Annotated in this window: 20 protein-coding genes and 1 pseudogene; 18 read left to right on the forward strand and 3 right to left on the reverse strand. The window is 72.5% G+C overall.

Going from position 1 to position 25,677, the window contains the following annotated elements; translation table 11 throughout:
* The first annotated feature begins 52 nt into the window (after window positions 1–52).
* A complete protein-coding gene (smc, locus tag ACF068_RS27860; RefSeq protein ID WP_392277042.1) occupies window positions 53–3,673 on the forward strand; it encodes a chromosome segregation protein SMC in 3,621 nt (1,206 codons plus the stop codon).
* Between the two features lie 221 nt (window positions 3,674–3,894).
* Entirely contained in the window at window positions 3,895–5,313 is a 1,419-nt protein-coding gene (locus ACF068_RS27865; RefSeq protein ID WP_392277043.1) for a sugar porter family MFS transporter, read from the forward strand.
* A 100-nt stretch (window positions 5,314–5,413) separates the two neighbouring features.
* On the opposite strand, the pseudogene ACF068_RS27870 reads toward ACF068_RS27865, so the two are convergent.
* A pseudogene (locus ACF068_RS27870) lies at window positions 5,414–5,602 on the reverse strand (cytosine permease); the annotation flags it as partial.
* Between ACF068_RS27870 and ftsY the strand changes: the two are divergent.
* Entirely contained in the window at window positions 5,574–6,800 is a 1,227-nt protein-coding gene (gene ftsY / locus ACF068_RS27875; RefSeq protein ID WP_392277044.1) for a signal recognition particle-docking protein FtsY, read from the forward strand. The pseudogene ACF068_RS27870 and the gene ftsY overlap by 29 nt on opposite strands.
* A gap of 189 nt (window positions 6,801–6,989) precedes the next feature.
* Here ftsY and ACF068_RS27880 read toward each other — a convergent pair whose 3' ends face one another.
* Window positions 6,990–7,640 carry a bifunctional DNA primase/polymerase gene (locus ACF068_RS27880; protein ID WP_392277045.1) on the reverse strand — a complete coding sequence of 217 codons (651 nt, stop codon included), beginning with the start codon at window positions 7,638–7,640 and terminating at the stop codon, window positions 6,990–6,992.
* A 430-nt stretch (window positions 7,641–8,070) separates the two neighbouring features.
* Here ACF068_RS27880 and ACF068_RS27885 point away from each other — a divergent pair, with 430 nt between their 5' ends.
* The 6 genes from ACF068_RS27885 to ftsH all read left to right on the forward strand — a co-directional run bounded on the left by ACF068_RS27885 (window position 8,071) and on the right by ftsH (window position 17,926).
* Complete coding sequence (locus tag ACF068_RS27885) at window positions 8,071–9,543, forward strand: hypothetical protein (protein ID WP_392277046.1); 1,473 nt, start codon at window positions 8,071–8,073, stop codon at window positions 9,541–9,543.
* A 392-nt stretch (window positions 9,544–9,935) separates the two neighbouring features.
* On the forward strand, window positions 9,936–11,297 hold the full coding sequence (locus tag ACF068_RS27890) for an ammonium transporter (RefSeq protein ID WP_392277047.1): 1,362 nt from the start codon (window positions 9,936–9,938) through the stop codon (window positions 11,295–11,297).
* Window positions 11,294–11,632, forward strand: coding sequence for a P-II family nitrogen regulator (locus ACF068_RS27895; RefSeq protein ID WP_037689863.1), 339 nt, complete (start codon window positions 11,294–11,296; stop codon window positions 11,630–11,632). Before ACF068_RS27890 ends, ACF068_RS27895 begins: the two co-directional genes overlap by 4 nt.
* 12 nt (window positions 11,633–11,644) lie before the next feature.
* Window positions 11,645–14,074: a [protein-PII] uridylyltransferase gene (locus ACF068_RS27900; protein WP_392277048.1), complete on the forward strand. Its 2,430-nt coding sequence runs from the start codon at window positions 11,645–11,647 to the stop codon at window positions 14,072–14,074.
* 145 nt (window positions 14,075–14,219) lie between these two features.
* Window positions 14,220–15,770: a signal recognition particle protein gene (gene ffh, locus ACF068_RS27905; RefSeq protein ID WP_392277049.1), complete on the forward strand. Its 1,551-nt coding sequence runs from the start codon at window positions 14,220–14,222 to the stop codon at window positions 15,768–15,770.
* 272 nt (window positions 15,771–16,042) lie between these two features.
* The gene (gene ftsH, locus ACF068_RS27910) at window positions 16,043–17,926 is read left to right on the forward strand and encodes an ATP-dependent zinc metalloprotease FtsH (RefSeq protein ID WP_392277050.1); all 1,884 of its coding nucleotides are present in this window, start codon (window positions 16,043–16,045) and stop codon (window positions 17,924–17,926) included.
* Window positions 17,927–18,001: 75 nt separating this feature from the next.
* On the opposite strand, the gene ACF068_RS27915 is transcribed toward ftsH, so the two are convergent.
* Window positions 18,002–18,862 (reverse strand): methyltransferase domain-containing protein, encoded by an 861-nt coding sequence (locus ACF068_RS27915; RefSeq protein ID WP_392277051.1) that lies wholly within the window; start codon window positions 18,860–18,862, stop codon window positions 18,002–18,004.
* 577 nt (window positions 18,863–19,439) lie between these two features.
* Here ACF068_RS27915 and ACF068_RS27920 point away from each other — a divergent pair.
* From ACF068_RS27920 to lepB (ACF068_RS27960), 9 genes are all read left to right on the forward strand, one after another.
* Window positions 19,440–20,033, forward strand: coding sequence for a hypothetical protein (locus ACF068_RS27920; RefSeq protein WP_392277052.1), 594 nt, complete (start codon window positions 19,440–19,442; stop codon window positions 20,031–20,033).
* Between the two features lie 155 nt (window positions 20,034–20,188).
* Complete coding sequence (gene rpsP / locus ACF068_RS27925; RefSeq protein ID WP_392277053.1) at window positions 20,189–20,632, forward strand: 30S ribosomal protein S16; 444 nt, start codon at window positions 20,189–20,191, stop codon at window positions 20,630–20,632.
* A gap of 2 nt (window positions 20,633–20,634) precedes the next feature.
* Window positions 20,635–20,874, forward strand: coding sequence for an RNA-binding protein (locus tag ACF068_RS27930; RefSeq protein ID WP_018850017.1), 240 nt, complete (start codon window positions 20,635–20,637; stop codon window positions 20,872–20,874).
* Between the two features lie 92 nt (window positions 20,875–20,966).
* Complete coding sequence (gene rimM / locus ACF068_RS27935; protein ID WP_392277054.1) at window positions 20,967–21,518, forward strand: ribosome maturation factor RimM; 552 nt, start codon at window positions 20,967–20,969, stop codon at window positions 21,516–21,518.
* Window positions 21,518–22,339, forward strand: coding sequence for a tRNA (guanosine(37)-N1)-methyltransferase TrmD (gene trmD / locus ACF068_RS27940; protein ID WP_392277055.1), 822 nt, complete (start codon window positions 21,518–21,520; stop codon window positions 22,337–22,339). Before rimM ends, trmD begins: the two co-directional genes overlap by 1 nt.
* A 129-nt stretch (window positions 22,340–22,468) precedes the next feature.
* A complete protein-coding gene (gene rplS, locus ACF068_RS27945) occupies window positions 22,469–22,819 on the forward strand; it encodes a 50S ribosomal protein L19 (RefSeq protein ID WP_064070301.1) in 351 nt (116 codons plus the stop codon).
* 70 nt (window positions 22,820–22,889) lie between these two features.
* A complete protein-coding gene (gene lepB, locus ACF068_RS27950) occupies window positions 22,890–23,627 on the forward strand; it encodes a signal peptidase I (RefSeq protein WP_392277056.1) in 738 nt (245 codons plus the stop codon).
* Entirely contained in the window at window positions 23,620–24,711 is a 1,092-nt protein-coding gene (gene lepB, locus ACF068_RS27955) for a signal peptidase I (RefSeq protein WP_392277057.1), read from the forward strand. The genes lepB (ACF068_RS27950) and lepB (ACF068_RS27955) overlap by 8 nt, the downstream gene beginning before the upstream one ends.
* On the forward strand, window positions 24,596–25,504 hold the full coding sequence (lepB, locus tag ACF068_RS27960) for a signal peptidase I (RefSeq protein WP_392277112.1): 909 nt from the start codon (window positions 24,596–24,598) through the stop codon (window positions 25,502–25,504). Before lepB (ACF068_RS27955) ends, lepB (ACF068_RS27960) begins: the two co-directional genes overlap by 116 nt.
* Window positions 25,505–25,677: the final 173 nt, after the last annotated feature.

The following is a 25,677-nucleotide window of genomic DNA, read 5'->3' on the forward strand; positions in this document are numbered from 1 at the left end:
TGCCCTTCGTGTTCATGGGGCAAACGGGAAGCGGCGGGTAAAGTCCGGGGGCGTGCACCTCAAGGCCCTGACCCTGCGCGGCTTCAAGTCGTTCGCCTCCGCCACCACTCTTCGGTTCGAACCGGGAATCACCTGCGTCGTGGGGCCCAATGGCTCGGGCAAGTCCAATGTGGTGGACGCGCTCTCCTGGGTCATGGGAGAGCAGGGAGCCAAGTCGCTGCGCGGCGGCAAGATGGAGGACGTCATCTTCGCCGGGACGACCGGCCGCCCGCCGCTCGGCCGGGCCGAGGTCTCCCTCACCATCGACAACTCCGACGGCGCGCTGCCCATCGACTACGCCGAGGTCACCATCACCCGGATCATGTTCCGGGGCGGCAGCAGCGAGTACCAGATCAACGGCGACACCTGCCGGCTCCTCGACATCCAGGACCTGCTCAGCGACTCCGGCATCGGCCGGGAGATGCACGTCATCGTCGGGCAGGGCCAGCTCGACTCCGTCCTGCACGCCGACCCGATGGGGCGCCGGGCGTTCATCGAGGAGGCCGCCGGCGTCCTCAAGCACCGCAAGCGCAAGGAGAAGGCGCTGCGGAAGCTGGACGCGATGCAGGCCAACCTCGCCCGCGTCCAGGACCTCACCGACGAGCTGCGCCGCCAGCTCAAGCCCCTGGGACGGCAGGCCGCCGTGGCCCGCCGGGCCGCCGTCATCCAGGCCGACCTCCGCGACGCCCGGCTGCGGCTGCTCGCGGACGACCTCGTACGCCTCCGGGAAGCGCTGGCGGCCGAGATCGCCGACGAGGCCGCGCTGAAGGAGCGCAAGGAGCGGGCGGAGGCGGCCCTGACGGCCGCGCTCGGCCGGGAGGCGGAGCTGGAGGAGGAGGTCCGCCTCCTCACGCCCCGGCTCCAGCGCGCCCAGCAGACCTGGTACGAGCTGTCGCAGCTCGCCGAGCGGGTGCGCGGCACCGTCTCGCTGGCCGACGCGCGGGTGAAGAGTGCCACCGCCGCGCCGGTCGAGGAGCCGCGCGGCCGCGACCCCGAGGACCTGGAGCGGGAGGCCGCCCGGGTCCGCGAGCAGGAGGCGGAGCTGGAGGCCGCGCTGGAGGCGGCCCGGCGGGCGCTGGAGGACACCGTCGCCCACCGCGCCGAGCTGGAGCGGGAACTGGCGGTGGAGGAGCGGCGCCTGAAGGACCTGGCCCGGGCGATCGCCGACCGGCGCGAGGGCCTGGCCCGGCTGAGCGGACAGGTCGGCGCGGCCCGGTCCCGGGCCGCCTCCGCGCAGGCGGAGATCGACCGGCTGGCCGCCGCCCGCGACGAGGCGCGGCAGCGGGCGGTCACCGCGCAGGAGGAGTACGAGGCGCTCAAGGCGGAGGTCGACGGGCTGGACGCCGGCGACGCCGAGCTGGCCGAGCGGCACGAGGCGGCCAAGCGGGAGCTGGCCGACGCCGAGGCGGCCCTCGGTGCCGCGCGGGAGGACGCCACCGCGGCGGAGCGGCGGCGGGCGGCCGTGGCCGCACGGCACGAGGCCCTCTCGCTGGGCCTGCGCCGCAAGGACGGCACCGGCGCGCTGCTGGACGCCGGGGACCGGCCGGCCGGCCTGCTGGGCCCGGCGGCCGAGCTGCTGACCGTCGCGCCCGGGTACGAGGTGCCGGTCGCCGCCGCCCTGGGCGCGGCCGCCGACGCGATCGCGGTACGGGACCCGGCGGCGGCCGCGGAGGCCATCCGGCTTCTGCGCAAGCAGGACGCGGGGCGCGCCGCCCTGCTGCTGGCCGGGCCGCCGGACGGACCGGCGGAGCGGGGCCGGGGGGAGGCCTCCGGGGAGCAGCGGCCCGGGGGAGCGGGCCCCGACGAGCACGGCGAGCGGGGCCGCGGAGAGGGACGGATCTACGCGGCGGATCTGGTGCGCGGGCCCGACGAGCTGATGCCCGCGGTGCGGCGGCTGCTGCGGAACGTGGTCGTGGTCGCCGGGCTGGAGGACGCCGAGGACCTGGTGTACGCCCGCCCCGGACTGGTGGCCGTCACCGCCGAGGGCGACGTGCTGGGCGCGCACTTCGCGCAGGGCGGTTCGGCGGGGGCGCCCAGCCTCCTGGAGGTCCAGGCCTCGGTGGACGAGGCCGCCGCCGAACTGGCCCGGCTGGCCGTACGGTGCGAGGAGCTGGCCGCCGCGCAGGCGGCGGCCGGCGAGCGGCGCCGGGCCGCGGCCGCCCGGGTCGAGGAGCTGGCCGAGCGGCGCCGGGCGGCGGACCGGGAGAAGTCCTCGGTCGCGCAGGCGCTGGGGCGGCTGGCCGGGCAGGCGCGGGGCGCCGCGGGGGAGGCCGAGCGGACCGCGGCGGCCGCCGCCCGGGCCCAGGAGGCCCTGGAGCGGGCCACCGAGGAGGCCGAGGAGCTGGCGGAGCGGCTGCTGGTCGCCGAGGAGACCCCGGTCGAGGAGGAGCCCGACACCTCGGTGCGCGACCGGCTCTCCGCCGACGGCGCGAACGCCCGCCAGACCGAGATGGAGGCCCGCCTCCAGGTCCGTACGCACGAGGAGCGGGTCAAGGGCCTGGCCGGGCGCGCCGACTCCCTCGACCGGGCCGCCCGGGCCGAGCGGGAGGCGCGGGCCAGGGCCGATGAGCGCCGCGCCCGGCTGCGCCACGAGGCCGGCGTCGCCGGAGCGGTGGCGTCCGGTGCCCGCCAGCTCCTGGCGCATGTCGAGGTGTCCCTGGTGCGGGCGGAGCGGGAGCGGGCGGAGGCCGAGGCGGCCAAGGCGGCCCGCGAGCGGGAGCTGGCGGCGGCCCGGGTCCGGGGCCGGGAGCTGAAGGGCGAACTGGACAAGCTCACCGACTCGGTGCACCGGGGCGAGGTGCTGGGTGCCGAGAAGCGGTTGCGGATCGAGCAGATGGAGACCCGGGCGCTGGAGGAGCTGGGTGTGGAGCCGGGCGCGCTGGTCGCCGAGTACGGGCCCGACCAGCCGGTGCCGCCGTCGCCGTCCGCCGAGGGGGAGGAGCTGCCGGACGACCCGGACCACCCCCGCAACCGGCCGGGACGTTTCGTCCGCGCGGAACAGGAGAAACGCCTGAAGTCGGCCGAGCGGGCGTACCAACAGCTCGGGAAGGTGAACCCGCTGGCGCTGGAGGAGTTCGCGGCGCTGGAGGAGCGTCACCAGTTCCTGTCCGAGCAGCTCGAGGACCTGAAGAAGACACGGGCCGACCTCCTTCAGGTGGTGAGGGAGGTGGACGTACGCGTCGAGCAGGTCTTCACCGAGGCGTACCGCGACACGGCCCGGGAGTTCGAGGGGGTCTTCTCGCGGCTCTTCCCGGGCGGTGAGGGGCGGCTGGTGCTGACCGATCCCGACAACATGCTCACCACGGGCGTGGACGTCGAGGCCCGTCCGCCGGGCAAGAAGGTCAAGCGGCTGTCGCTGCTGTCCGGCGGGGAGCGGTCGCTGACGGCCGTGGCCATGCTGGTGTCGATCTTCAAGGCACGGCCGAGTCCGTTCTACGTGATGGACGAGGTCGAGGCGGCGCTGGACGACACCAACCTCCAGCGGCTGATCAGGATCATGCGGGAACTCCAGGAGAGCTCGCAGCTGATCGTGATCACCCACCAGAAGCGCACGATGGAGGTCGCCGACGCGCTGTACGGGGTGTCCATGCAGGGGGACGGCGTCTCGAAGGTCATCAGCCAGCGCCTGCGGTGAGGCCTCCGCCGGCCCCGAGACCAGTTGGTTTCATCTTCTGAACGCAAGCCGACACGCCGTTCGCTCAGATTCATAGTCCAATGACTCTTGACTTCGAAACTTGAAGGAATAGTCTCTTCAGCGTTGCTTTTACCTTCAAGTGGTGGGCGGCGTGAAGTTGTGCGCCACTGGAAGGGCTCGCCCCCCATGCCCGGCGACGGCGCCGGGTACCAGGAGTTCACGTGACCAGCACAGCGCAGCCGCCGGCGTCGGGGGCCCGAGAGGCCCATCCCGACCACCTCGGCCATGTCATCTTCATCACGGCCGCCGCCGCGATGGGCGGATTCCTCTTCGGCTACGACAGCTCCGTCATCAACGGTGCCGTCGAGGCCATCCGCCACCGGTACGAGATCGGCTCCGGCACCCTCGCCCAGGTCATCGCCATCGCCCTGATCGGCTGCGCCATCGGCGCCGCGACCGCCGGCCGCATCGCGGACCGCATCGGCCGCATCCGCTGCATGCAGATCGCCGCCGTCCTGTTCACCATCAGCGCCGTCGGTTCCGCCGTGCCGTTCGCCCTGTGGGACCTCGCCGTGTGGCGCGTGGTCGGCGGCTTCGCCATCGGCATGGCCTCGGTGATCGGCCCGGCCTACATCGCCGAGGTCGCCCCCGCCGCCTACCGCGGCCGGCTCGGCTCCTTCCAGCAGGCCGCGATCGTCGTCGGCATCGCCGTCTCGCAGCTCGTCAACTGGGCCATCCTCAACATGGCCGACGGCGACCAGCGCGGTGAGATCGCCGGCCTGGAGGCCTGGCAGTGGATGCTCGGCGTCATGGTCGTCCCGGCCGTGCTCTACGGCCTGCTCTCCTTCGCGATCCCCGAGTCGCCCCGGTTCCTGATCTCCGTCGGCCGCAAGGACCGGGCCAAGGAGGTCCTGGCCGAGGTCGAGGGCAAGGGGGTCGACCTGGACGCCCGCGTCCGGGAGATCGAGAACGCCATGCGCCGCGAGCACAAGTCGACCTTCCGCGACCTGCTCGGCAGCCGCTTCGGCTTCCTGCCCATCGTCTGGGTCGGCATCGGCCTGTCCGTCTTCCAGCAGCTCGTCGGCATCAACGTGGCCTTCTACTACTCCTCGACGCTGTGGCAGTCGGTCGGCATCAACCCGTCGAGCTCGTTCTTCTACTCGTTCACCACGTCGATCATCAACATCATCGGCACGGTGATCGCGATGATCCTGGTGGACCGGGTCGGCCGCCGGCCGCTCGCCCTGGTCGGCTCCGCCGGTATGGCGATCGCCCTCGCCTTCGAGGCCTGGGCCTTCTCCGCCGACCTCGTCGGCGGCAAGCTGCCCACCACCCAGGGTGTCGTCGCCTTGGTCGCCGCCCACCTCTTCGTGCTCTTCTTCGCCCTCTCCTGGGGCGTGGTGGTCTGGGTCTTCCTCGGCGAGATGTTCCCCAACCGGATCCGCGCCGCCGCCCTCGGCGTCGCCGCCTCCGCCCAGTGGATCGCCAACTGGGCCATCACCGCGAGCTTCCCGTCCCTGGCGGACTGGAACCTCTCCGGCACCTACGTCATCTACACGGTCTTCGCCGTGCTCTCCATCCCCTTCGTGCTCAAGTACGTGAAGGAGACCAAGGGCAAGGCGTTGGAGGAGATGGGCTAAACCCCGCTGCCCCTCTCCTCGGAACGAGAACTGCCCCGGTTCAGGCCCCGACGGCCTTGAGCCGGGGCAGTACGTGTTCCCCGAGCAGGTGCGGGGAGCACCAGAGGTTCAGCCCGTTGAAGACGATCAGTCCCGCCCCCACGGTGAGCAGCGGCACACTGATGTTCGCGGCGACACACGTGGGGAACAGCTCCCGGATGTGACCGGGTGCATGTCCGAGACCGTCCGTCGGGGCGGTCGTGGCCGATACTGGACGGGTTATGGAAATCGTCATCCTTGCTGTAGTCATCGCTCTGGTCGCGGTCGGCGCGATCAGCGGCCTCGTGGTCAGCAGCCGCAAGAAGAAGCAGCTGCCGCCGCCCCAGGCGCCGTCGAGCACGCCGACCATCACCGCTCCGCCCACCGAGCCGCACGTCGGCGAGGAGGCGGAGACACCGCGGGAGGAACCGCGCCGCACCATCGAGGAGGTGGACCTCCCGACGGCCGAAGAGGCCCTGGAGGCCCCCGCCGCCGTCGAGGACCCGCTCGTCGCGGCCCCGCCCGCACCCGAGATCGAGATCCCGGAGCCCACCGCCGGCCGGCTGGTCCGGCTGCGCGCCCGGCTCGCCCGCTCGCAGAACAGCCTGGGCAAGGGCCTGCTGACGCTGCTGTCGCGGGAGCACCTCGACGAGGACACCTGGGAGGAGATCGAGGACACCCTCCTCACCGCGGACGTCGGCGTCGCCCCCACCCAGGAACTGGTGGAGCGCCTGCGCGAGCGGGTGCGCGTCCTCGGCACCCGGACGCCGGAGGAGCTGCGCGGTCTGCTGCGCGAGGAACTCCTCGCCCTGATCGGCACCGACCTGGACCGCACCGTCCACACCGAGAGCGACCTCGACACGCCCGGCATCGTCATGGTCGTCGGCGTCAACGGCACCGGCAAGACCACGACCACCGGCAAGCTGGCCCGGGTCCTGGTCGCCGACGGCAAGTCCGTCGTGCTCGGCGCCGCCGACACCTTCCGCGCCGCGGCCGCCGACCAGCTCCAGACCTGGGGCGAGCGGGTCGGCGCCCGGACCGTGCGCGGCCCGGAGGCGGGCGACCCGGCGTCGGTCGCCTACGACGCGGTGAAGGAAGGTATCGCCGAGGGCGCGGACGTGGTCCTCATCGACACCGCGGGCCGGCTGCACACCAAGACCGGTCTGATGGACGAGCTCGGCAAGGTCAAGCGCGTCGTGGAGAAGCACGGCCCGCTGGACGAGGTGCTCCTCGTCCTGGACGCCACCACCGGCCAGAACGGCCTGGTGCAGGCGCGGGTCTTCGCGGAGGTCGTCGACATCACCGGCATCGTGCTCACCAAGCTGGACGGCACCGCCAAGGGCGGCATCGTCGTCGCGGTCCAGCGGGAGCTGGGCGTGCCGGTGAAGCTCATCGGCCTGGGCGAGGGCCCGGACGACCTGGCGCCGTTCGAGCCGGAGGCCTTCGTCGACGCCCTGATCGGGGACTGACACCCCGGACGCCCGTCCGGTACGGGCCGGCCGCCGGGTGCGGCGGGCCGGCACAGCGGCCGGGGCGGCACCTCCCGAGAGGAGGCGCCGCCCCGGCCGCGTCACGTCAGGTGCGGCGCTGGTGTGCGTCGCGGAAGGGCCCGCCCCGGTCGTGTCCGCCCCGGCCGCGTCACGTCCGTACCGTCGCCGTCACGTCCCCGACCGGTGGCAGATGTACGCCAGGGTGCCCAGCAGCAGCCGGGCCTGGGGCGGGGCGCCCGCGTCGAGGCTCGGCGGGCGCAGCCAGCGGCAGGGGCCCAGGCCCCCGTGGTCCGAGGGAGGCGCCGTGATGTGGGCGCCCGGGCCCAGGCACCGCAGGTCCAGGTCGGCGTCGTCCCAGCCCATCCGGTACAGCAGCTCCGGCAGCTCCGCCGCCGCGCCGGGCGCCACGAAGAACTGGGCGCGGCCCGTCGGCGTCACGCACACCGGGCCCAGCGGGATACCCATCCGCTCCAGCCGGACCAGCGCCGGCCGGCCGGCCGCCTCGGCGACCTCCAGCACGTCGAACGCCCGGCCCACCGGCAGCATCAGCGCCGCGCCCGGGAACCCCGACCACACCTCGGTGACCGTGTCGAGCGTCGAGCCCGCCGGCACCTCGGGGGCGAACCCGAGCGGATGGGCGCCCGGGGCCGTACAGGCCGGGTCGCCGCAGGAGCACCGGCCGGACACCGCCCGGGCGCCCGGGACCACGTCCCAGCCCCACAGGCCGGTGTACTCCGCCACCACGGTGCACTCCGTGGCGCGGGCGCCGCGCCGCCGCGAGCCGGACAGGATGCGGGTGCCGCCGATCGTGAAGCCCATGTCCCCTCCAACGGTGGAACTCGCCGGTGGTTACGACGCGGAGCGCAACGGTGACGCTCCGTCGCCACCGTGCCCCGACGGGCGGTGCGCGGTGGTGCGCCGGGTGGTGCGGTCCATGGCGCGCGCCTCGCCGCACTACGGTCCGCCGACTCCCGATTGTCGTGGTGTCAAGTGAATCGCGCCTGGCGGCAGGGGAGTTCATTCGAAGGGGTGGCGAATGGTGGCGTTTACGGAAACGACCTCGCCGGACGGGTGATCGTAGGATTACTTTCAGTGCACGAACCTCCGGGGTGGCGTCCGCGCCGGTGGGTATGTCGGAGGCAAGCCGGTTCCCTGTTCGAAGGGTGCAACCTCCCGACGGGCGACCGCGGTTCACGGCATGCTGATAACGGGTTCGGGCAAGGGTGATTCGGCGGATGGGGGCTTTTCAGTGGGCGGCAGTGGCGCAGACGGGACGCATGCCGGGAAGCGCCCGAACGAGCGGCTGAGCTCGTGGTTCGTGCGCAGCGGCTGGTCGAAGGGCGAGCTCGCGCGTCAAGTGAACCGCCGGGCGCGCCAGATGGGCGCACACCACATCAGCACGGACACCTCCCGCGTACGGCGCTGGCTCGACGGCGAGCAGCCGCGCGAGCCGATCCCGCGGATCCTCTCCGAGCTGTTCTCCGAGCGGTTCGGGAGCGTCGTCGCGGTCGAGGACCTCGGTCTGCGCACCGCGCACCAGTCACCCTCGGTGTCCGGCGTCGACCTTCCCTGGGCCGGCCCCCAGACCGTGGCACTGCTCAGCGACTTCTCGCGCAGCGACCTGATGCTGGCCCGCCGGGGCTTCCTCGGCACCTCGCTCGCCCTGGCGGCCGGCCCGGCCCTGATCGAGCCCATGCAGCGCTGGCTCGTCCCCACCCCGGCCGCCGAACCCGCGCGCCCCGAGCAGGCCGCCCCGCGCCGCGGCACCCGGCTCTCCCGCGCCGAGCTGGACCTGCTGGAGTCCACCACGGTCATGTTCCGCCAGTGGGACGCCCAGTGCGGGGGCGGGCTGCGCCGCAAGGCGGTCGTCGGCCAGCTCCACGAGGTCACCGACCTGCTCCAGGAACCGCAGCCGTCCGCGACCGCGCAGCGCCTGTTCAAGTGCGCCGCCGAACTGGCCGAGCTGGCCGGCTGGATGAGTTACGACGTGGGCCTCCAGCCCACCGCCCAGAAGTACTTCGTGCTGGCCCTGCACGCCGCCAAGGAGGCCGGCGACAAGCCCCTGGGCTCGTACATCCTGTCCTCCATGAGCCGCCAGATGATCCACCTCGGCCGGCCCGACGACGCCCTGGAGCTCATCCACCTCGCCCAGTACGGCAGCCGTGACTGCGCCACCGCCCGCACCCAGGCCATGCTGTATGCGATGGAGGCCCGGGCGTACGCCAACATGGGCCAGCCCAGCAAGTGCAAGCGGGCCGTGCGCATGGCCGAGGACACCTTCGCCGACGCCGGCCTGGACGACGAGCCCGAGCCCGACTGGATCCACTTCTTCTCCGAGGCCGAGCTGAACGGGGAGAACGCCCACTCCTACCGCGACCTCGCCTATGTGGCCGGCCGCAGCCCCACGTACGCCTCACTCGCGGAACCCGTGATGCAGCGGGCCGTGGACCTCTTCGCCAAGGACGAGGACCACCAGCGGTCGTACGCGCTCAACCTGGTCGGCATGGCCACCGTGCACCTGCTCAAGCGGGAGCCGGAGGAGGCCACCAAGCTGGCCGAGTCCGCCCTGGGCGTCGCCCGGCGGATCCGCTCCGAGCGGGTGAACACCCGGCTGCGCAAGACCGTCGACACCGCCGCCCGCGACTTCGGCGACGTACCCGAGGTGGTCCGGCTCACCGACATCCTCACGGCCCAGCTCCCCGAGACCGCCGAAGCGGTCTGATCCGGCCACACCGCCGGACCACCGCCACCGCCACACCGCAGGACCACCGCCACACCGCCACCGTCACCGCCCCGGACCACCGCCACACCGCCAGACCCCGGCCGCGACCGTCACCCCGTACAGCCCGACTCGGCTCCCCCATTGCCAGGTCAGCAGGGTGACTGTCGCGGCCGGTCCCGTGTCGTGCGCGAGGGTACGCCCGTTACTTCCTCGTGACCCGGCGGTTCATAGCGGCGTAACACACCGGCCCTCTTCGTCACTGCGGCGAAACATCGTGCGGCATCGACGGAAACCGCGCTGCGCGAATCTCTGGCTCATAACCGGCCACCCCTCATAGCCGCGCAAGCCCGGCTCCGCCCCGCACAGGCCGTACCGACGACGAGGAGACGCCGATGCCCCCAGGCATCACGACCCTTGCCGCAGACACACCCACGCTGTCTGCCGCCAACACCGGGTTCATGCTCATTTGCTCCGCCCTGGTGATGCTGATGACACCGGCCCTCGCCTTCTTCTACGGAGGCATGGTCCGCGTCAAATCCACCCTCAACATGCTGATGATGAGCTTCATCAGCCTCGGGATCGTCACGATCCTGTGGGTGCTCTACGGCTTCAGCATCGCCTTCGGCACCGACTCGGGCTCCGTCGTCGGATGGTCGTCCGACTACGTCGGGCTCAGTGGCATCGGGATCACCGAGCTGTGGGACGGCTACACCATCCCGGTGTACGTCTTCGCCGTCTTCCAGCTCATGTTCGCGATCATCACCCCCGCGCTGATCAGCGGCGCCCTCGCCGACCGCGTGAAGTTCACCGCCTGGGCGCTGTTCATCACCCTGTGGGTCACCGTCGTCTACTTCCCCGTCGCCCACTGGGTGTGGGGCACCGGCGGCTGGCTCTTCGAGATGGGCGTCATCGACTTCGCGGGCGGCACCGCCGTCCACATCAACGCCGGCGCCGCAGCGCTGGGCGTCATCCTGGTCATCGGCAAGCGCGTCGGCTTCAAGAAGGACCCGATGCGCCCGCACAGCCTGCCGCTGGTCATGCTCGGCGCCGGCCTGCTGTGGTTCGGCTGGTTCGGCTTCAACGCCGGCTCCTGGCTCGGCAACGACGACGGCGTCGGCGCGGTGATGTTCGTCAACACCCAGGTGGCCACCGCCGCCGCCATGCTGGCCTGGCTCGCGTACGAGAAGATCCGCCACGGCGCCTTCACCACCCTGGGTGCCGCCTCCGGCGCGGTCGCCGGCCTCGTCGCCATCACCCCCGCCGGCGGCTCCTGCTCGCCGCTCGGCGCGATCGCCATCGGCGCGATCGCCGGTCTGCTCTGCGCCATGGCCGTCGGCCTGAAGTACCGGTTCGGCTACGACGACTCCCTCGACGTGATCGGCGTCCACCTGGTCGGCGGTGTGGTCGGCTCCCTGCTCGTCGGCTTCTTCGCCACCGGCGGTGTCCAGTCCGACGCCAAGGGCCTCTTCTACGGTGGCGGCCTGGAGCAGCTCGGCAAGCAGGCCACCGGGGTCTTCGCGGTCCTCGCCTACTCCCTGGCCGTCTCCGCGCTCCTCGCCTTCGTCATCGACAAGGTGATGGGCATGCGCGTCAGCGAGGACGACGAGGTCCGGGGCATCGACCAGGCCGAGCACGCCGAGACCGCGTACGACTTCAGCGGAGCGGGCGGCGGCGCCGGATCGCGCAAGGCCGTGCCGACCGGGGCGGAGACCGGGGCAGCAGCTCAGCAGCGGAACAAGAAGGTGGACGCATGAAGCTCATCACCGCGGTCGTCAAGCCGCACCGGCTGGACGAGATCAAGGAGGCCCTCCAGGCCTTCGGCATCCAGGGCCTGACCGTCACCGAGGCCAGCGGCTACGGACGCCAGCGCGGCCACACCGAGGTCTACCGGGGCGCCGAGTACACCGTCGACCTCGTCCCCAAGATCCGCATCGAGGTGCTGGTCGAGGACGAGGACGCCGAACAGCTCATCGACGTGGTGGTGAAGGCGGCCCGGACCGGCAAGATCGGTGACGGGAAGGTGTGGAGCGTCCCCGTCGAGACCGCCGTACGCGTCCGCACCGGCGAACGCGGACCCGACGCACTGTAAAGGAGCCCTTGGGTGACGAGTACCGATGTGACCGGCGACGACTCGGGACCCAGCGGCTACGCGGCGGCCCGGCTGCGACTCCTCACGGAGGAGACGCGGTCCGGGCCGCCGCGCCGCGCCGCCCTCGCGCGGCTCACCGACGACTGGCTGAGCGCCCTCCACGCGGCCGCCGCCCCGCCCCGGGGCACCGCCCTGGTCGCCGTCGGCGGCTACGGCCGCGGCGAACTCTCCCCCCGCAGCGACCTCGACCTGCTCCTCCTCCACGACGGCAGCGCCGACCCCGCCACCGTCGCGGCCCTCGCCGACCGCATCTGGTACCCGGTCTGGGACCTCGGCCTGGCCCTCGACCACTCCGTCCGCACCCCCGCCGAGGCGCGCAAGGCCGCCGCCGAGGACCTCAGGGTCCAGCTCGGCCTGCTCGACGCCCGCGCCGTCGCCGGCGACCACGGACTGGTCGCCGGATTGCGTACGACCGTCCTCGCCGACTGGCGCAACCAGGCCCCCAAGCGGCTGCCCGAACTCGACGCACTGTGCCGCGAGCGCGCCGAACGCCAGGGCGAGCTCCAGTTCCTCCTCGAACCCGACCTCAAGGAGGCCCGCGGCGGCCTGCGCGACGCCACCGCCCTCCGCGCGGTCGCCGCCTCCTGGCTCGCCGACGCCCCGCGCGAAGGGCTCGCCGACGCGCGCCGCACCCTGCTCGACACCCGCGACGCGCTCCACCTCGTCACCGGGCGGGCCACCGACCGCCTCGCCCTCCAGGAGCAGGACCAGGTGGCCGGCGCCCTCGGCGTCCTGGACGCCGACGTTCTGCTCCGCCAGGTGTACGAGGCCGCCCGCACCATCTCGTACGCCGGTGACGTCACCTGGCGCGAGGTGAACCGCGTGCTGCGCGCCCGGTCCGTACGCCCCCGGCTGCGGAAGATGCTGGGCGGCAAACCGCCCATCGAGCGCACCCCGCTCGCCGAGGGCGTCGTCGAGATGGACGGCGAGGTCGTCCTCGCCCGTACCGCCCGGCCCGAACGCGACCCGGTCCTCCCGCTGCGCGCCGCCGCCGCGGCCGCCCAGTCCGCCCTGCCGCTGTCGCCGTACGCCGTACGCCTACTGGCCGCCACCGCCAAGCCGCTGCCCGAGCCCTGGCCGGCCGACGCCCGCGAGCAGCTCGTCACCCTCCTCGGCGCGGGCGAGTCCACCGTCCCGGTCTGGGAGGCGCTGGAGGCCGGGGGCCTGGTCAGCCGTCTCGTCCCGGACTGGGAGCGCGTCCGCTGCCGCCCGCAGCGCAACCCGGTGCACACCTGGACCGTCGACCGCCACCTGGTGGAGACCGCCGTACGCGCCTCCGCGCTCACCCGCCGCGTCGGCCGCCCCGACCTCCTCCTGGTCGCCGCGCTCCTGCACGACATCGGCAAGGGCTGGCCCGGCGACCACTCGGTGGCGGGCGAGACCATCGCCCGGGACGTGGCCGGCCGGATCGGCTTCGACGCCGCCGACGCGGCCGTGCTCGCCACCCTCGTACGCCACCACCTCCTGCTCGTGGACACCGCCACCCGCCGCGACCTGGACGACCCGGCGACCATCCGGTCCGTCGCCGCCGCCGTCGGCTCCCCCTCGACCCTGGAGCTGCTGCACGCCCTCACCGAGGCCGACGCCCTGGCCACCGGCCCCGCCGCCTGGTCCTCCTGGCGCGCCTCGCTCGTCGCCGACCTGGTCAAACGGGTCGCGGGCGTCCTCGCCGGCGAGACCCCGCCCGCACCGGAGCCCCCGGCACCCGGCGCCGAGGAGGAACGTCTCGCCGTCGAGGCCCTCCGCACCGGGGAGCCCGTGCTCACCCTGCACGCCGAGCACCCGTCCGACACCACGGAGCCCGAACCGGTCGGCGTCGAGCTCCTCATCGCCCTGCCCGACCAGCCGGGCGTCCTGCCCGCCGTCGCCGGGGTGCTCGCCCTGCACCGCCTCACCGTCCGCTCCGCCGACCTCCGCGCCATCGACCTGCCCACCGAGCTGGGCCCGGCCGCCGTCCTGGTCCTGAACTGGCGTGTCGCCGCCGAGTACGGGTCCCTCCCGCAGGCCACCCGGCTGCGCGCCGACCTCGTGCGCGTCCTCGACGGCTCCCTGGACGTCACCGCCCGGCTGGCCGAGCGCGAGGCGGCCTACCCGCGCCGCCGCGGGGTCGCCGCCCCGCCGCCGCGGGTCACCGTCGCGGCGGCCGGCTCCACGCTGGCCACGGTCATCGAGGTCCGCGCCCACGACGCCCCCGGCCTGCTGTACCGCATCGGCCACGCCCTGGAGACGGCCGCCGTGCGCGTGCGCAGCGCCCACGTCTCGACCCTGGGCGCCAACGCGGTCGACGCGTTCTACGTCACGGACGCGGCCGGCGCCCCGCTCCCCGCCGCGGAGGCCTCCGAGGTGGCCCGCGGCCTGGAGGCCGACCTGCGCGACCGGTAGCCCAGGGGGTCCGCTTCCGGGCGGGGCTGATGCTCAGCCGCGCGGGGCGGATACCCTGGGGGACGACCATCCGCCTTCCCCCCAGTTCTCGGCTCCGCTCGAACCGGGGGGACCCGCCACCGACACCCGAGGATCCGCGACCACCGTGTTCGATACCCTCTCCGACCGCCTTGCAGCGACATTCAAGAACCTCCGGGGCAAGGGGCGCCTGTCCGAGGCGGACATCGACGCCACCGCCCGCGAGATCCGTATCGCACTGCTGGAAGCCGACGTGGCGCTGCCCGTCGTGCGGTCCTTCATCAAGCAGGTCAAGGAGCGGGCGCTCGGGGCCGAGGTCTCCCAGGCGCTGAACCCCGCCCAGCAGGTCATCAAGATCGTCAACGAGGAGCTCGTCGGCATCCTCGGCGGCGAGACCCGCCGGCTGCGGTTCGCCAAGACCGCCCCGACCGTGATCATGCTCGCCGGTCTCCAGGGTGCCGGTAAGACCACCCTCGCCGGCAAGCTCGGCCTCTGGCTCAAGGGCCAGGGCCACTCGCCGCTGCTCGTCGCCTGTGACCTCCAGCGCCCCAACGCCGTCAACCAGCTCTCGGTCGTCGCCGAGCGCGCCGGGGTCGGCGTCTACGCGCCGGAGCCGGGCAACGGCGTCGGGGACCCGGTGCAGGTCGCCAAGGACTCCGTCGAGTACGCCCGCACCAAGCAGTACGACATCGTCATCGTCGACACCGCCGGCCGCCTCGGCATCGACCAGGAGCTGATGCGGCAGGCCGCGGACATCCGCGACGCCGTCAACCCGGACGAGGTCCTCTTCGTCGTCGACGCCATGATCGGTCAGGACGCGGTCAACACGGCCGAGGCCTTCCGGGACGGCGTCGGCTTCGACGGCGTGGTGCTCTCCAAGCTCGACGGCGACGCCCGCGGTGGTGCCGCGCTCTCCATCGCGCACGTCACCGGCCGCCAGATCATGTTCGCCTCCAACGGCGAGAAGCTGGACGAGTTCGACGCGTTCCACCCGGACCGCATGGCGTCCCGCATCCTCGGCATGGGCGACGTGCTCTCGCTCATCGAGAAGGCCGAGCAGACCTTCAGCCAGGAAGAGGCCGCCAAGATGGCCTCCAAGCTGGCGAGCAGCAAGGGCAAGGACTTCACCCTCGACGACTTCCTGGCCCAGATGGAGCAGGTCAGGAAGATGGGCTCCATCTCCAAGCTGCTCGGCATGCTCCCCGGCATGGCCCAGATGAAGGAGCAGATCAACAACATCGACGAGCGTGACGTGGACCGTACGGCCGCGATCATCAAGTCGATGACGCCCTCCGAGCGCCAGGACCCCACGATCATCAACGGCTCCCGCCGGGCGCGCATCGCCCGCGGTTCCGGCGTCGAGGTCAGCGCGGTCAAGTCGCTGGTCGAGCGGTTCTTCGACGCCCGCAAGATGATGTCGCGCATGGCCCAGGGCGGCGGCATGCCCGGCATGCCGGGCATCCCGGGCATGGGCGGCGGGCCGGGCCGGCAGAAGAAGCAGCAGAAGCAGGCCAAGGGCAAGCGCAAGAGCGGCAACCCGATGAAGCGGAAGGCCGAGGAGCAGGCCGAGGCCGCCCGCCGCGAGCAGGCCCAGCAGGGCGGGGCGTTCGGCCTCCCGGCCGGGCAGCCCGGCCAGGACTTCGAGCTCCCCGACGAGTTCAAGAAGTTCATGGGCTGACCAGCGGTCATGAAGGGCGTCCACCCGCGGGGTGGGCGCCCTTCGTCCGTTCCGGGGGCCCGGTCCGTTCCGGGCCCGGTCCGTCCGGCCTTCCCGGTCCGTTCCGGGGACTCCGGCCGTACGGTCTTCCCCGTCCGTCCGGGGGCTTTGGCCGCCCGGTCTCCTCGCCGACCCGGCTCCGGTTGGTCCGTCCGGCGCACTGCCGGGCACCGGTGAGGGCCGGGCGATGTGTCCGCCATGCCGCTCGCGCCGGTAGCTCGCATCATGGCTCCGTGGCCAATTCCGTACCCCCGCGCGATCGCACCGACCAGCCCTGGCGCTCCGAAGGAGCACCGCCGCCGTCCCCGACGCGCCGCAAGACCCCCAACTGGGTCTGGCTGCTCCTCGCGGCCCTGGCCGTCTTCGGCCTGACCAATCTGGCCCTGTCCGTCTTCGGTGAGGGGGACGAGCGGAGCCTCTCCTACACCGAGTTCAGCCGGCAGGTGGCGGACGGGAACGTCACCAAGATCTACTCCAAGGGCGACGCCATCGAGGGCGAGCTCAAGAACAAGGAGCGCTTCACCACCCAGCGGCCCGCGTTCGCCGACGACGACCTCTGGGCCCAGCTGACGAAGCGGAAGGTCACCGTCACGGCCAAGCCGGTCGTCTCCAAGCCGAGCGTCCTGGCCAACCTGCTGTACTCGCTCGCCCCCATCCTGCTGCTGGTCGTGCTGTGGCTGCTCGTCGCCCGGCGGATGCGGGGCACCGGGCTCGGGGCCGGCGGCATGCTCGGCCGCAAGGCCCCGCCCAAGCCGGTCGAGCTGGAAGTGGGGCAGCGCACCACCTTCGCCGACGTCGCCGGGATCGACGAGGTGGCCGAGGAACTCAACGACGTCGTCGACTTCCTCCGCAACCCGCAGGCGTACCGCCGGATGGGCGCAAAGATGCCGCGCGGTGTGCTGCTGGCGGGCCCGCCCGGCACCGGCAAGACGCTGCTGGCGCGGGCGGTGGCGGGGGAGGCGGGCGTGCCGTTCTTCTCGGCCTCCGCCTCCGAGTTCATCGAGATGATCGTCGGCGTCGGCGCCTCCCGGGTGCGCGAGCTGTTCAACGAGGCCCGCAAGGTCGCCCCCGCGATCGTCTTCATCGACGAGATCGACACCATCGGCCGCGCCCGGGGCGGCGGCGCCGCCATGGGCGGGCACGACGAGCGGGAACAGACGCTGAACCAGATCCTCACCGAGATGGACGGCTTCTCCGGCTCCGAGGGCGTCATCGTCATCGCGGCCACCAACCGCGCCGACGTCCTGGACCCGGCGCTGACCCGGCCCGGCCGCTTCGACCGGATCGTGCACGTCAGCCCGCCCGACCGGGGCGGCCGCGAGGCCATCCTCCGTATCCACACCCGGGACATTCCGCTCTCCGGCGACGTGGACCTCGCCCAGGTGGCCCGCACCACCCCGGGCATGACCGGCGCCGAGCTGGCCAACCTCGCCAACGAGGCCGCGCTCCTCGCGGTCAAGCGCCGGCAGCACGAGGTCACCGCTCCGGACTTCTCGCACGCCTTGGAGAAGATCCAGCTCGGCGCCGAACGCTCCCTGGTCATGCCCCTGGAGGAACGCCGCCGCACCGCGTACCACGAGAGCGGCCACGCGCTGCTCGGCATGCTCCAGCCCGGCGCCGACCCGGTCCGCAAGGTGACCATCGTGCCGCGCGGGCGGGCCCTCGGCGTGACCCTTTCGACCCCGGACGCCGACAAGTACGCCTACACGGAGGAGTACCTGCGCGGCCGGATCATCGGGGCGCTCGGCGGCATGGCGGCCGAGCACATCGTCTTCGGCGTCGTCACCACCGGCTCGGAGAGCGACCTGGAGCAGGTCTCCAACATCGCGCGCGGCATGGCGGGCCGCTGGGGCATGAGCGAGCGGGTCGGCCGGCTCAGCGCCATCCCCGGCGACGCGCAGCAGGCGTACGGACTGTCGGCGGCGCCCGCGACGCTGGACCAGGTCGCCCACGAGATGCGCCGCATCGTGGACGAGTGCTACGAGAGCGCCTGCCGGCAACTGGAGGAGCACCGCCCCCGGCTGGACGCGCTGGCGGCGGCGCTCCTGGAGAACGAGACGCTGGAGGAGGAGGCGGCCTACCGGGCGGCGGGCATCTCCCGGCTCGCCAAGGAATGAACCCCGGCCCGCCCGGACGTCACCTGCCCGGACACCACGCCCGGCCGCCCGCCGGTGCCGCCGCCCGTCCGGACGTCAGCGTGTCCGGGCGACCAGGTAGCGGAACACGTTGGGCATCCACACGGTGCCGTCGTGGCGCACGTGCGGGTGGAGGGCCTCGGTGACCTCCTTCTCCACCGTCGCCTGGTCCGAGGCGGCCACCGCCGGGTCGAACAGTCCGGTCGAGAACAACCCGCGCACGGCGCTGTCCAGGTCCGCGTACCCGAAGGGGCACGCCACCCGTCCCGAGCCGTCCGGCCGCAGGCCCGCCCGCGCGGCCACTTCCTCCAGGTCGTCCCGGAGGGCCGGGCGCCAGGTCGCGCCCGTGCGCAGCCGTTCGGTCAGCCGGCTCGCCACCCGGAGCACCGCCGACGTGGCGCACCGCTCCGGCGGGCCCCAGCCCGCCAGCACCACCGCGCTGCCCCGCTCCGCCAGCGGCACGGCCTCCGCGAGCGCGGGTGCCAGCCCGTCGGAATCACCCTCGGCGCAGCCGATCGGCTGGAAGGCGGTGATGAGGTTGTACGCCGGACGGGCCGGGTCCGCGGCGTCCGAGGGCCCGCCGTACAGGAGCCGCGTCCCGCCGAGCCGGGACGAGCCCCGCGCGCTCCCCTCGGGGAGCAGCCGCTCACGTGCCAGGTCCACGCGTGCGTGGTCCGAGTCGACGCCCGTGACCTGCGCGCCGCGCGCCGCGGCCATCAGCAGGGCCAGGCCGGAACCGCATCCGAGACCGAGCAGCCGCGTGCCGGTACCGACCTCCAGATGCTCGTACACCGCTTCGTAGAGCGGAACCAGCATCCGTTCCTGGATCTCCGCCCAGTCGCGGGCACGGCCGGGCGCGTCCGAAGCCGGAGGGGCCGAGGCCGGGTGGGGGTGGTGCTGGACGAGCATAGGTGTCATCGAAAGCGCCCCAATCCGCCGAGAGGTCCTTCTGTGCGTCTGTGCCCTGATTGACAGCCCCCGTGTGCATGCGCTCGCACTCCCCGTAGCCAGGGAACTCCGCATCCGCCCCCAAGTCCAGGGGTGGGGGCGCAATGCTTGCGTGCCCCGGTCGTGCGCCCCCGAGTGCGGCGCGAGCCATCTCCCATAGTGGAGGCGGTCGGTGATTCCCGCCATGCCAGAACCGCGCCCCCGGCCCGTCCACCCCCGCTGACCTGCGGCGACATCCCGAGTGTCGGGTCCGGCGCGGGGGCGGTGCAGCCCGGCGCGGACGGTCCCGGTACTGTCGCCCTGGACACTGGCGGGCCTCTCGTTCCGAGCGCCCCCCGCCCCGGTCGGCGACCGGCGCGCACGGCCTGTTCGCACGCCGGGGCGTACACGCCGCTACGTACCACCTTGTTGGGACCTGCGCGGCTTCTCCGCAGATCAGCGCACTGGCCCTCGTCCGGACGCATCAACGGCAACTGACGGGTACGTGCAAATTATTTGGGATGCCCCGGAATGGAACCCGGGGGCCCTCCGGCTCGTTGTTCACGACGTGAGCACGACACCACCTGTTCTCGCCGCAGAGCTGGCACAGGCGTGGGCCGACATTCAGCGGCACCACCCCGAACTGCCCGATCTCGCCGCGCCCGAATCCCTGATCGGAGAGTCGTCGTCCGCGTGTGGCGCCGAGCTCTCCTTCGAGCGACTGCTCCACGAGGCAGTCCACGGCATCGCCGCCGCGCGAGGCGTCCGGGACACCTCGCGCGCCGGCCGCTACCACAACCGCAGATTCCTGGCGATCGCCGAGGAGATGGGCCTGGACCACTCCGAGGAGCCGCACCCCAGCAGCGGCTTCTCGCTGGTCACGCTCAGCCCCGAGGCCAAGCGCAGGTACCGCCCGACCATCGAGCGGCTCCAGCGCGCCCTCAAGGCCCACACGGTCGCCACGGCGGCCGACACCAAGCGCTCCTTCCGCGGGCCGGCCGCCCGGCACGGCTCCTCCGGAGGCGGCGTACGGGTCAAGGCCGTGTGCGACTGCGGCCGCAATGTACGGGTCGTGCCCTCGGTCCTCGCGCAGGCGCCCATCGTGTGCGGCGGCTGCGGGAAGCCCTTCCGCATCCCGGAAGCCGTGGGCGCGGCAGGCTGACCCGGCGTGGTGTGGCACAATGGCTAGCTGTACTCGACAGTCGAACAGGACCCCTCTCTCCTCCGGCTGACGCGTCCATCGGGCACTCGAGTACCGCAACCCCACGCGGCATCCCGTTGTGCCCAACCACGTCAAGACCAGGAGACACCACACCCGTGGCAGTCAAGATCAAGCTGAAGCGTCTGGGCAAGATCCGTTCGCCTCACTACCGCATCGTCGTCGCCGACTCCCGTACCCGCCGTGACGGCCGGGCCATCGAGGAGATCGGCCTGTACCACCCGGTGCAGAACCCCTCGCGCATCGAGGTCGACTCGGAGCGTGCGCAGTACTGGCTGTCCGTCGGCGCCCAGCCGACCGAGCCGGTCCTCGCGATCCTGAAGCTCACCGGCGACTGGCAGAAGGTGAAGGGCCTCCCGGCCCCGGAGAAGCCGCTGCTCGCCCCGGCGGCCAAGGAAGACAAGCGCGCCTCCTTCGACGCCTTCGCCAAGGCGCTCGAGGGCGACGACGCCAAGGGTGAGGCCATCACCCCGAAGGCGAAGAAGGCCGACAAGAAGGCGGACGAGGCCGAGGTCGCGTCCACCGAGTCGACCGAGGCCTGAGCATGCTCGAGGAGGCTCTCGAGCACCTCGTGAAGGGCATCGTCGACAACCCCGACGACGTGCAGGTCGCCTCGCGCAACCTGCGCAGGGGGCGCGTGCTGGAGGTCCGGGTCCACCCGGACGACCTCGGCAAGGTGATCGGCCGCAACGGCCGCACCGCCCGCGCCCTTCGCACCGTCGTGGGCGCCATCGGCGGCCGTGGCATCCGCGTCGACCTCGTCGACGTGGACCAGGTCCACTGAGCAAGTCGGCAGTTTTACCGTGAATCCGGCCCGGGCCGGGGAGGGCTACGGCCCACCCCGGCCCGTCGTCGTAGGACAGGAGAGATGAAGACGTGCAGCTGGTAGTCGCACGGATCGGCCGCGCCCACGGCATCAAGGGCGAGGTCACCGTCGAGGTGCGAACCGACGAGCCCGAGCTGCGGCTCGGGCCCGGTGCCGTGCTGGCCACGGACCCCGCCTCCGCCGGGCCGCTGACCATCGAGACCGGCCGGGTCCACAGCGGCCGGCTGCTGCTGCGCTTCGAGGGCGTACGGGACCGCAACGCCGCCGAGGCGCTGCGCAACACCCTGCTCATCGCCGACGTCGACCCGGACGAGCGTCCGGAGGAGCCCGACGAGTACTACGACCACCAGTTGATGGATCTGGACGTCGTCCTCGCCGACGGCACCGAGGTCGGCCGGATCACCGAGATCTCGCACCTGCCCTCGCAGGACCTCTTCGTGGTGGAACGGCCCGACGGCAGCGAGGTCATGATCCCCTTCGTCGAGGAGATCGTCGCCGAGATCGACCTGGACGCGCAGAAGGCCGTCATCACCCCGCCGCCGGGCCTCATCGACGACCGCGCCGAGATCGCCTCGACCAGGGACGCGGAGGACGAGGGCTGATGCGGCTCGACGTCGTCACCATCTTCCCCGAGTACCTGGAACCGCTGAACGTCTCCCTCGTCGGCAAGGCACGCGCGCGCGGCCGGCTCGACGTCCATGTGCACGACCTCCGCGAGTGGACCTACGACCGGCACAACACGGTCGACGACACCCCGTACGGCGGCGGCCCGGGCATGGTCATGAAGACCGACCCCTGGGGCGACGCCCTGGACGACGTCCTCGCCTCCGGCTACGAGGCCGGCGCGCACGGACCGGTGCTGGTCGTCCCCACCCCCAGCGGGCGGCCCTTCACCCAGGAGGTCGCCGTGGAGCTGTCCCGGCGCCCCTGGCTGGTCTTCACCCCCGCCCGGTACGAGGGCATCGACCGCCGCGTCATGGACGAGTACGCCACCCGGATGCCCGTCCACGAGGTGTCCATCGGCGACTACGTGCTCGCCGGCGGGGAGGCCGCCGTCCTGGTGGTCACCGAGGCCGTGGCGCGCCTGCTGCCCGGCGTCCTCGGCAACGCCGAGTCCCACCGCGACGACTCCTTCGCGCCCGGCGCGATGGCGAACCTGCTGGAGGGCCCCGTCTATACCAAGCCGCCCGAGTGGCGCGGGCGCGGCATCCCCGACGTGCTGCTCAGCGGTCACCACGGGAAGATCGCCCGCTGGCGGAGGGACGAGGCACTGCGGCGCACCGCCCGCAACAGGCCCGACCTGATCGAGCGCTGCGACGCCTCGGCCTTCGACAAGAAGGACCGCGAAACCCTCTCGATGCTGGGCTGGGCCCCGGAGCCGGACGGCCGATTTTGGCGCAGGCCCCCGGCCGTGGAAGAATAGGCCGCTGCTGTACGTCCGGCGTGCGCCCCTGCCACAGGGGGACACGACGCCCGTCCGACGCGATCAGCACCCCATTCTCGTTACGAATTCCGTTGATGACCTGTGGCATCAGCGAGGAAGCAGACACACATGGCTCACGTGCTCGACGCCGTCAACTCCGCGTCCCTGCGGACCGACGTCCCGGCGTTCCGTCCCGGCGACACCGTGAACGTCCACGTTCGCGTCATCGAGGGCAACCGCTCGCGTATCCAGCAGTTCAAGGGTGTCGTCATCCGCCGCCAGGGCGCGGGCGTCAGCGAGACGTTCACCGTCCGCAAGGTCTCCTTCTCCGTCGGCGTCGAGCGCACCTTCCCGGTGCACAGCCCGATCTTCGAGAAGATCGAGCTCGTGACCCGCGGTGACGTCCGTCGCGCCAAGCTCTACTACCTCCGTGAGCTGCGCGGCAAGGCCGCGAAGATCAAGGAGAAGCGCGACAACTGAGCTCCGGCTCACCCCCGTCGCGCCTCGGCTCCGGACTGAGCACAGGAGGGCCGGATACCATCTGGCTCCGATGGACACCGAAGCACAGCACACAGAGCGCGACCGTTCCTCCGATCCGGAGGAGCGGTCGCGCTCCGTGCTTTTCCGGCGGCGTGCGGGGCTGACCGGCCTCGCCTGCGCCGTCTTCCTGCTGCTGTTCAGCCACTTCGTGGTGCAGCCCTTCCAGATCCCCAGCGGGTCCATGGAGCCCACGCTCCGGATCGGGGACCGGGTGCTGGTGAACAAGTTGGCGTACCGTTTCGGTTCCGAGCCGGTACGGGGGGACGTGATCGTCTTCGACGGCACCGGGTCCTTCGTCCAGGAGGTGCCGGAGCGCAATCCCGTCGCCGCTCTGCTGCACGGGGCCGCCGCGGCACTCGGCCTCGCCGAGCCCGCCGACACCGACTTCGTGAAGCGCGTCGTGGGGGTGGGGGGCGACCGCGTGAAGTGCTGCGACGAGGGGGGAAGGCTCCAGGTGAACGGCGTACCCGTGGACGAGGACTACCTGCACCCCGACGGCCCGCCCTCGGCGGTGCCCTTCGACATCGTGGTGCCCCCGGGCACCCTGTGGGTCATGGGGGACCACCGCAGCCACTCGCGTGACTCCCGGGACCACCTCGGCTCCCCGGGCGGCGGCATGGTCCCCGTGGAGCGGGTGATCGGGCGGGCGGACTGGATCGGCTGGCCGTTCGGACGCTGGTCGGGGCTCGCGCGGTCGGGCGCCTTCCAGGACGTACCCGGGCCGGCGGCGGGCGTAGGCCATGGGTAACCGCGGCAAGCAGGGCAGCCACCGGGCGGACACCCGGCTGCCCACCGGCTCTCGGCCCACCAACGGCACCCGGCCGCTGCCCGGGCGCGCGGAACGGCGCAAACTGGCCCGCAAGGTCAAGCGGCGCCGGCGCCGGTCGGCGGTCAAGGAAATACCGCTCCTGATCACCGTGGCCCTGATGATCGCGCTCGTCCTGAAGACCTTCCTGGTGCAGGCCTTCGTCATCCCGTCCGGCTCCATGGAGCAGACGATCAGGATCGACGACCGCGTCCTGGTCGACAAGCTCACCCCCTGGTTCGGCTCGACGCCGCAGCGCGGGGACGTCGTCGTGTTCAAGGACCCCGGCGGCTGGCTCCGGCAGGAGCAGACGCCCAAGAAGGACGACCCGGTGGTCGTCGCGCAGGTCAAGCAGGCGCTGACGTTCATCGGCCTGCTGCCCTCCGAGGACGAGCAGGACCTGATCAAGCGGGTCGTCGCGATCGGCGGGGACACCGTCAAGTGCTGCGACGCCGACCGGCGGCTCACCGTCAACGGCGTACCGCTCACCGAGCCGTACCTGAACCCCGGGGACGTGCCCTCCACGATCCCGTTCGAGGTGAAGGTGCCGGCCGGGCGGATCTTCGTGATGGGGGACCACCGGTCGAACTCTGCGGACTCGCGGTTCCACCTCAACGAGGCGTACCAGGGGACGGTCTCGGAGGAGGAGGTCGTCGGACGGGCGGTCGTCATCGCCTGGCCGTTCGCCCACTGGCGCAGACTCGAGGAACAGGACACGTTCGCGTCCGTCCCGGACTCACGGGCGGGGACGGCGACGGCACTCGGCGCGTCGCATAGTGTGTCCTCTTGGAATGTGAACGGATTGACCGGGCTCCCGACCCCTGCGGAACTCCCGCTCGTTATGGGAGTGGTGGGCCTGCCCCTGCTGTGGCGCAGGCGGTTGCACGGAGTGAGGAGTGGATGTGGGGGATTTGGCGGTCGGCGCGCGATCCGGACACGAAGGGCCCGAGGACAGGCCGGAGCGGTTCGGCGAGCCTTCCTCTTCCGGTCCCGTCGAGGAGCCCCCGTCCACGACCGGTCCGGGTGACGGCGACGACGCCGGTCCCCAGGAGCCGCGCAGGCCGCGCTCCTTCTGGAAGGAACTGCCGCTGCTGGTCGGCATCGCGCTGCTGCTGGCGCTGCTGATCAAGACGTTCCTGGTGCAGGCGTTCTCGATTCCCTCGGACTCGATGATGAACACCCTCCAGCGCGGCGACCGGGTGCTGGTGGACAAGCTGACCCCCTGGTTCGGCTCGGAGCCGGAGCGCGGCGAGGTCGTCGTCTTCCACGACCCGGGCGGCTGGCTGGACGAGCCCGCGCCCGACCCCAACCCGGTGCAGAAGTTCCTGAGCTTCATCGGCCTCATGCCGTCCGCCGAGGAGAAGGACCTGATCAAGCGGGTCATCGCGGTCGGCGGGGACACGGTGAGCTGCAAGAAGGGCGGCAAGGTCGTCGTCAACGGCAAGCCGCTGAACGAGACCTCCTACATCGCTCCCGGCTCCACGCCGTGCGACGACGAGCCGTTCGGGCCGATCAAGGTGCCCGAGGGCCGCATCTGGGTGATGGGCGACAACCGGCAGAACTCGCTGGACTCCCGCTACCACCAGGAGCTGCCCGGCAGCGGCACGGTCGCCAACGACCAGGTCGTCGGACGCGCGATCGTGGTGGCCTGGCCGGTCACCCGCTGGTCCACCCTGCCGGTGCCGGACACCTTCGACCAGCCGGGCTTGAACGCGGCCGCCGTGGCGACGGACGTCGCCCGCACGGCGGGCCCCGGCGCGCTGGGCCTCGCTGTGGCGCTGCCCGTCGTCCTGTGGCGGCGCAAGCGGCGGGACGGCTGACCCTCCGCGACGCGCGGGGCGGCGGTCCGGGCTCCGGCGGTCCGGGGGCTCCGGCGGTCCGGGCTCCGGCCGGGTCCCGGCCACGGCGGTCCGGGCTCCGGCGGGCATACCGCCGAGTAGGGGTGCGCGGGTAGGGTGCCGTCCCAGATCGTCGATCTCCGAGGCGGAGGGCG

This window comes from Streptomyces sp. NPDC016309 (genome assembly GCF_043077235.1).
Taxonomy (GTDB): Bacteria; Actinomycetota; Actinomycetes; order Streptomycetales; family Streptomycetaceae; genus Streptomyces.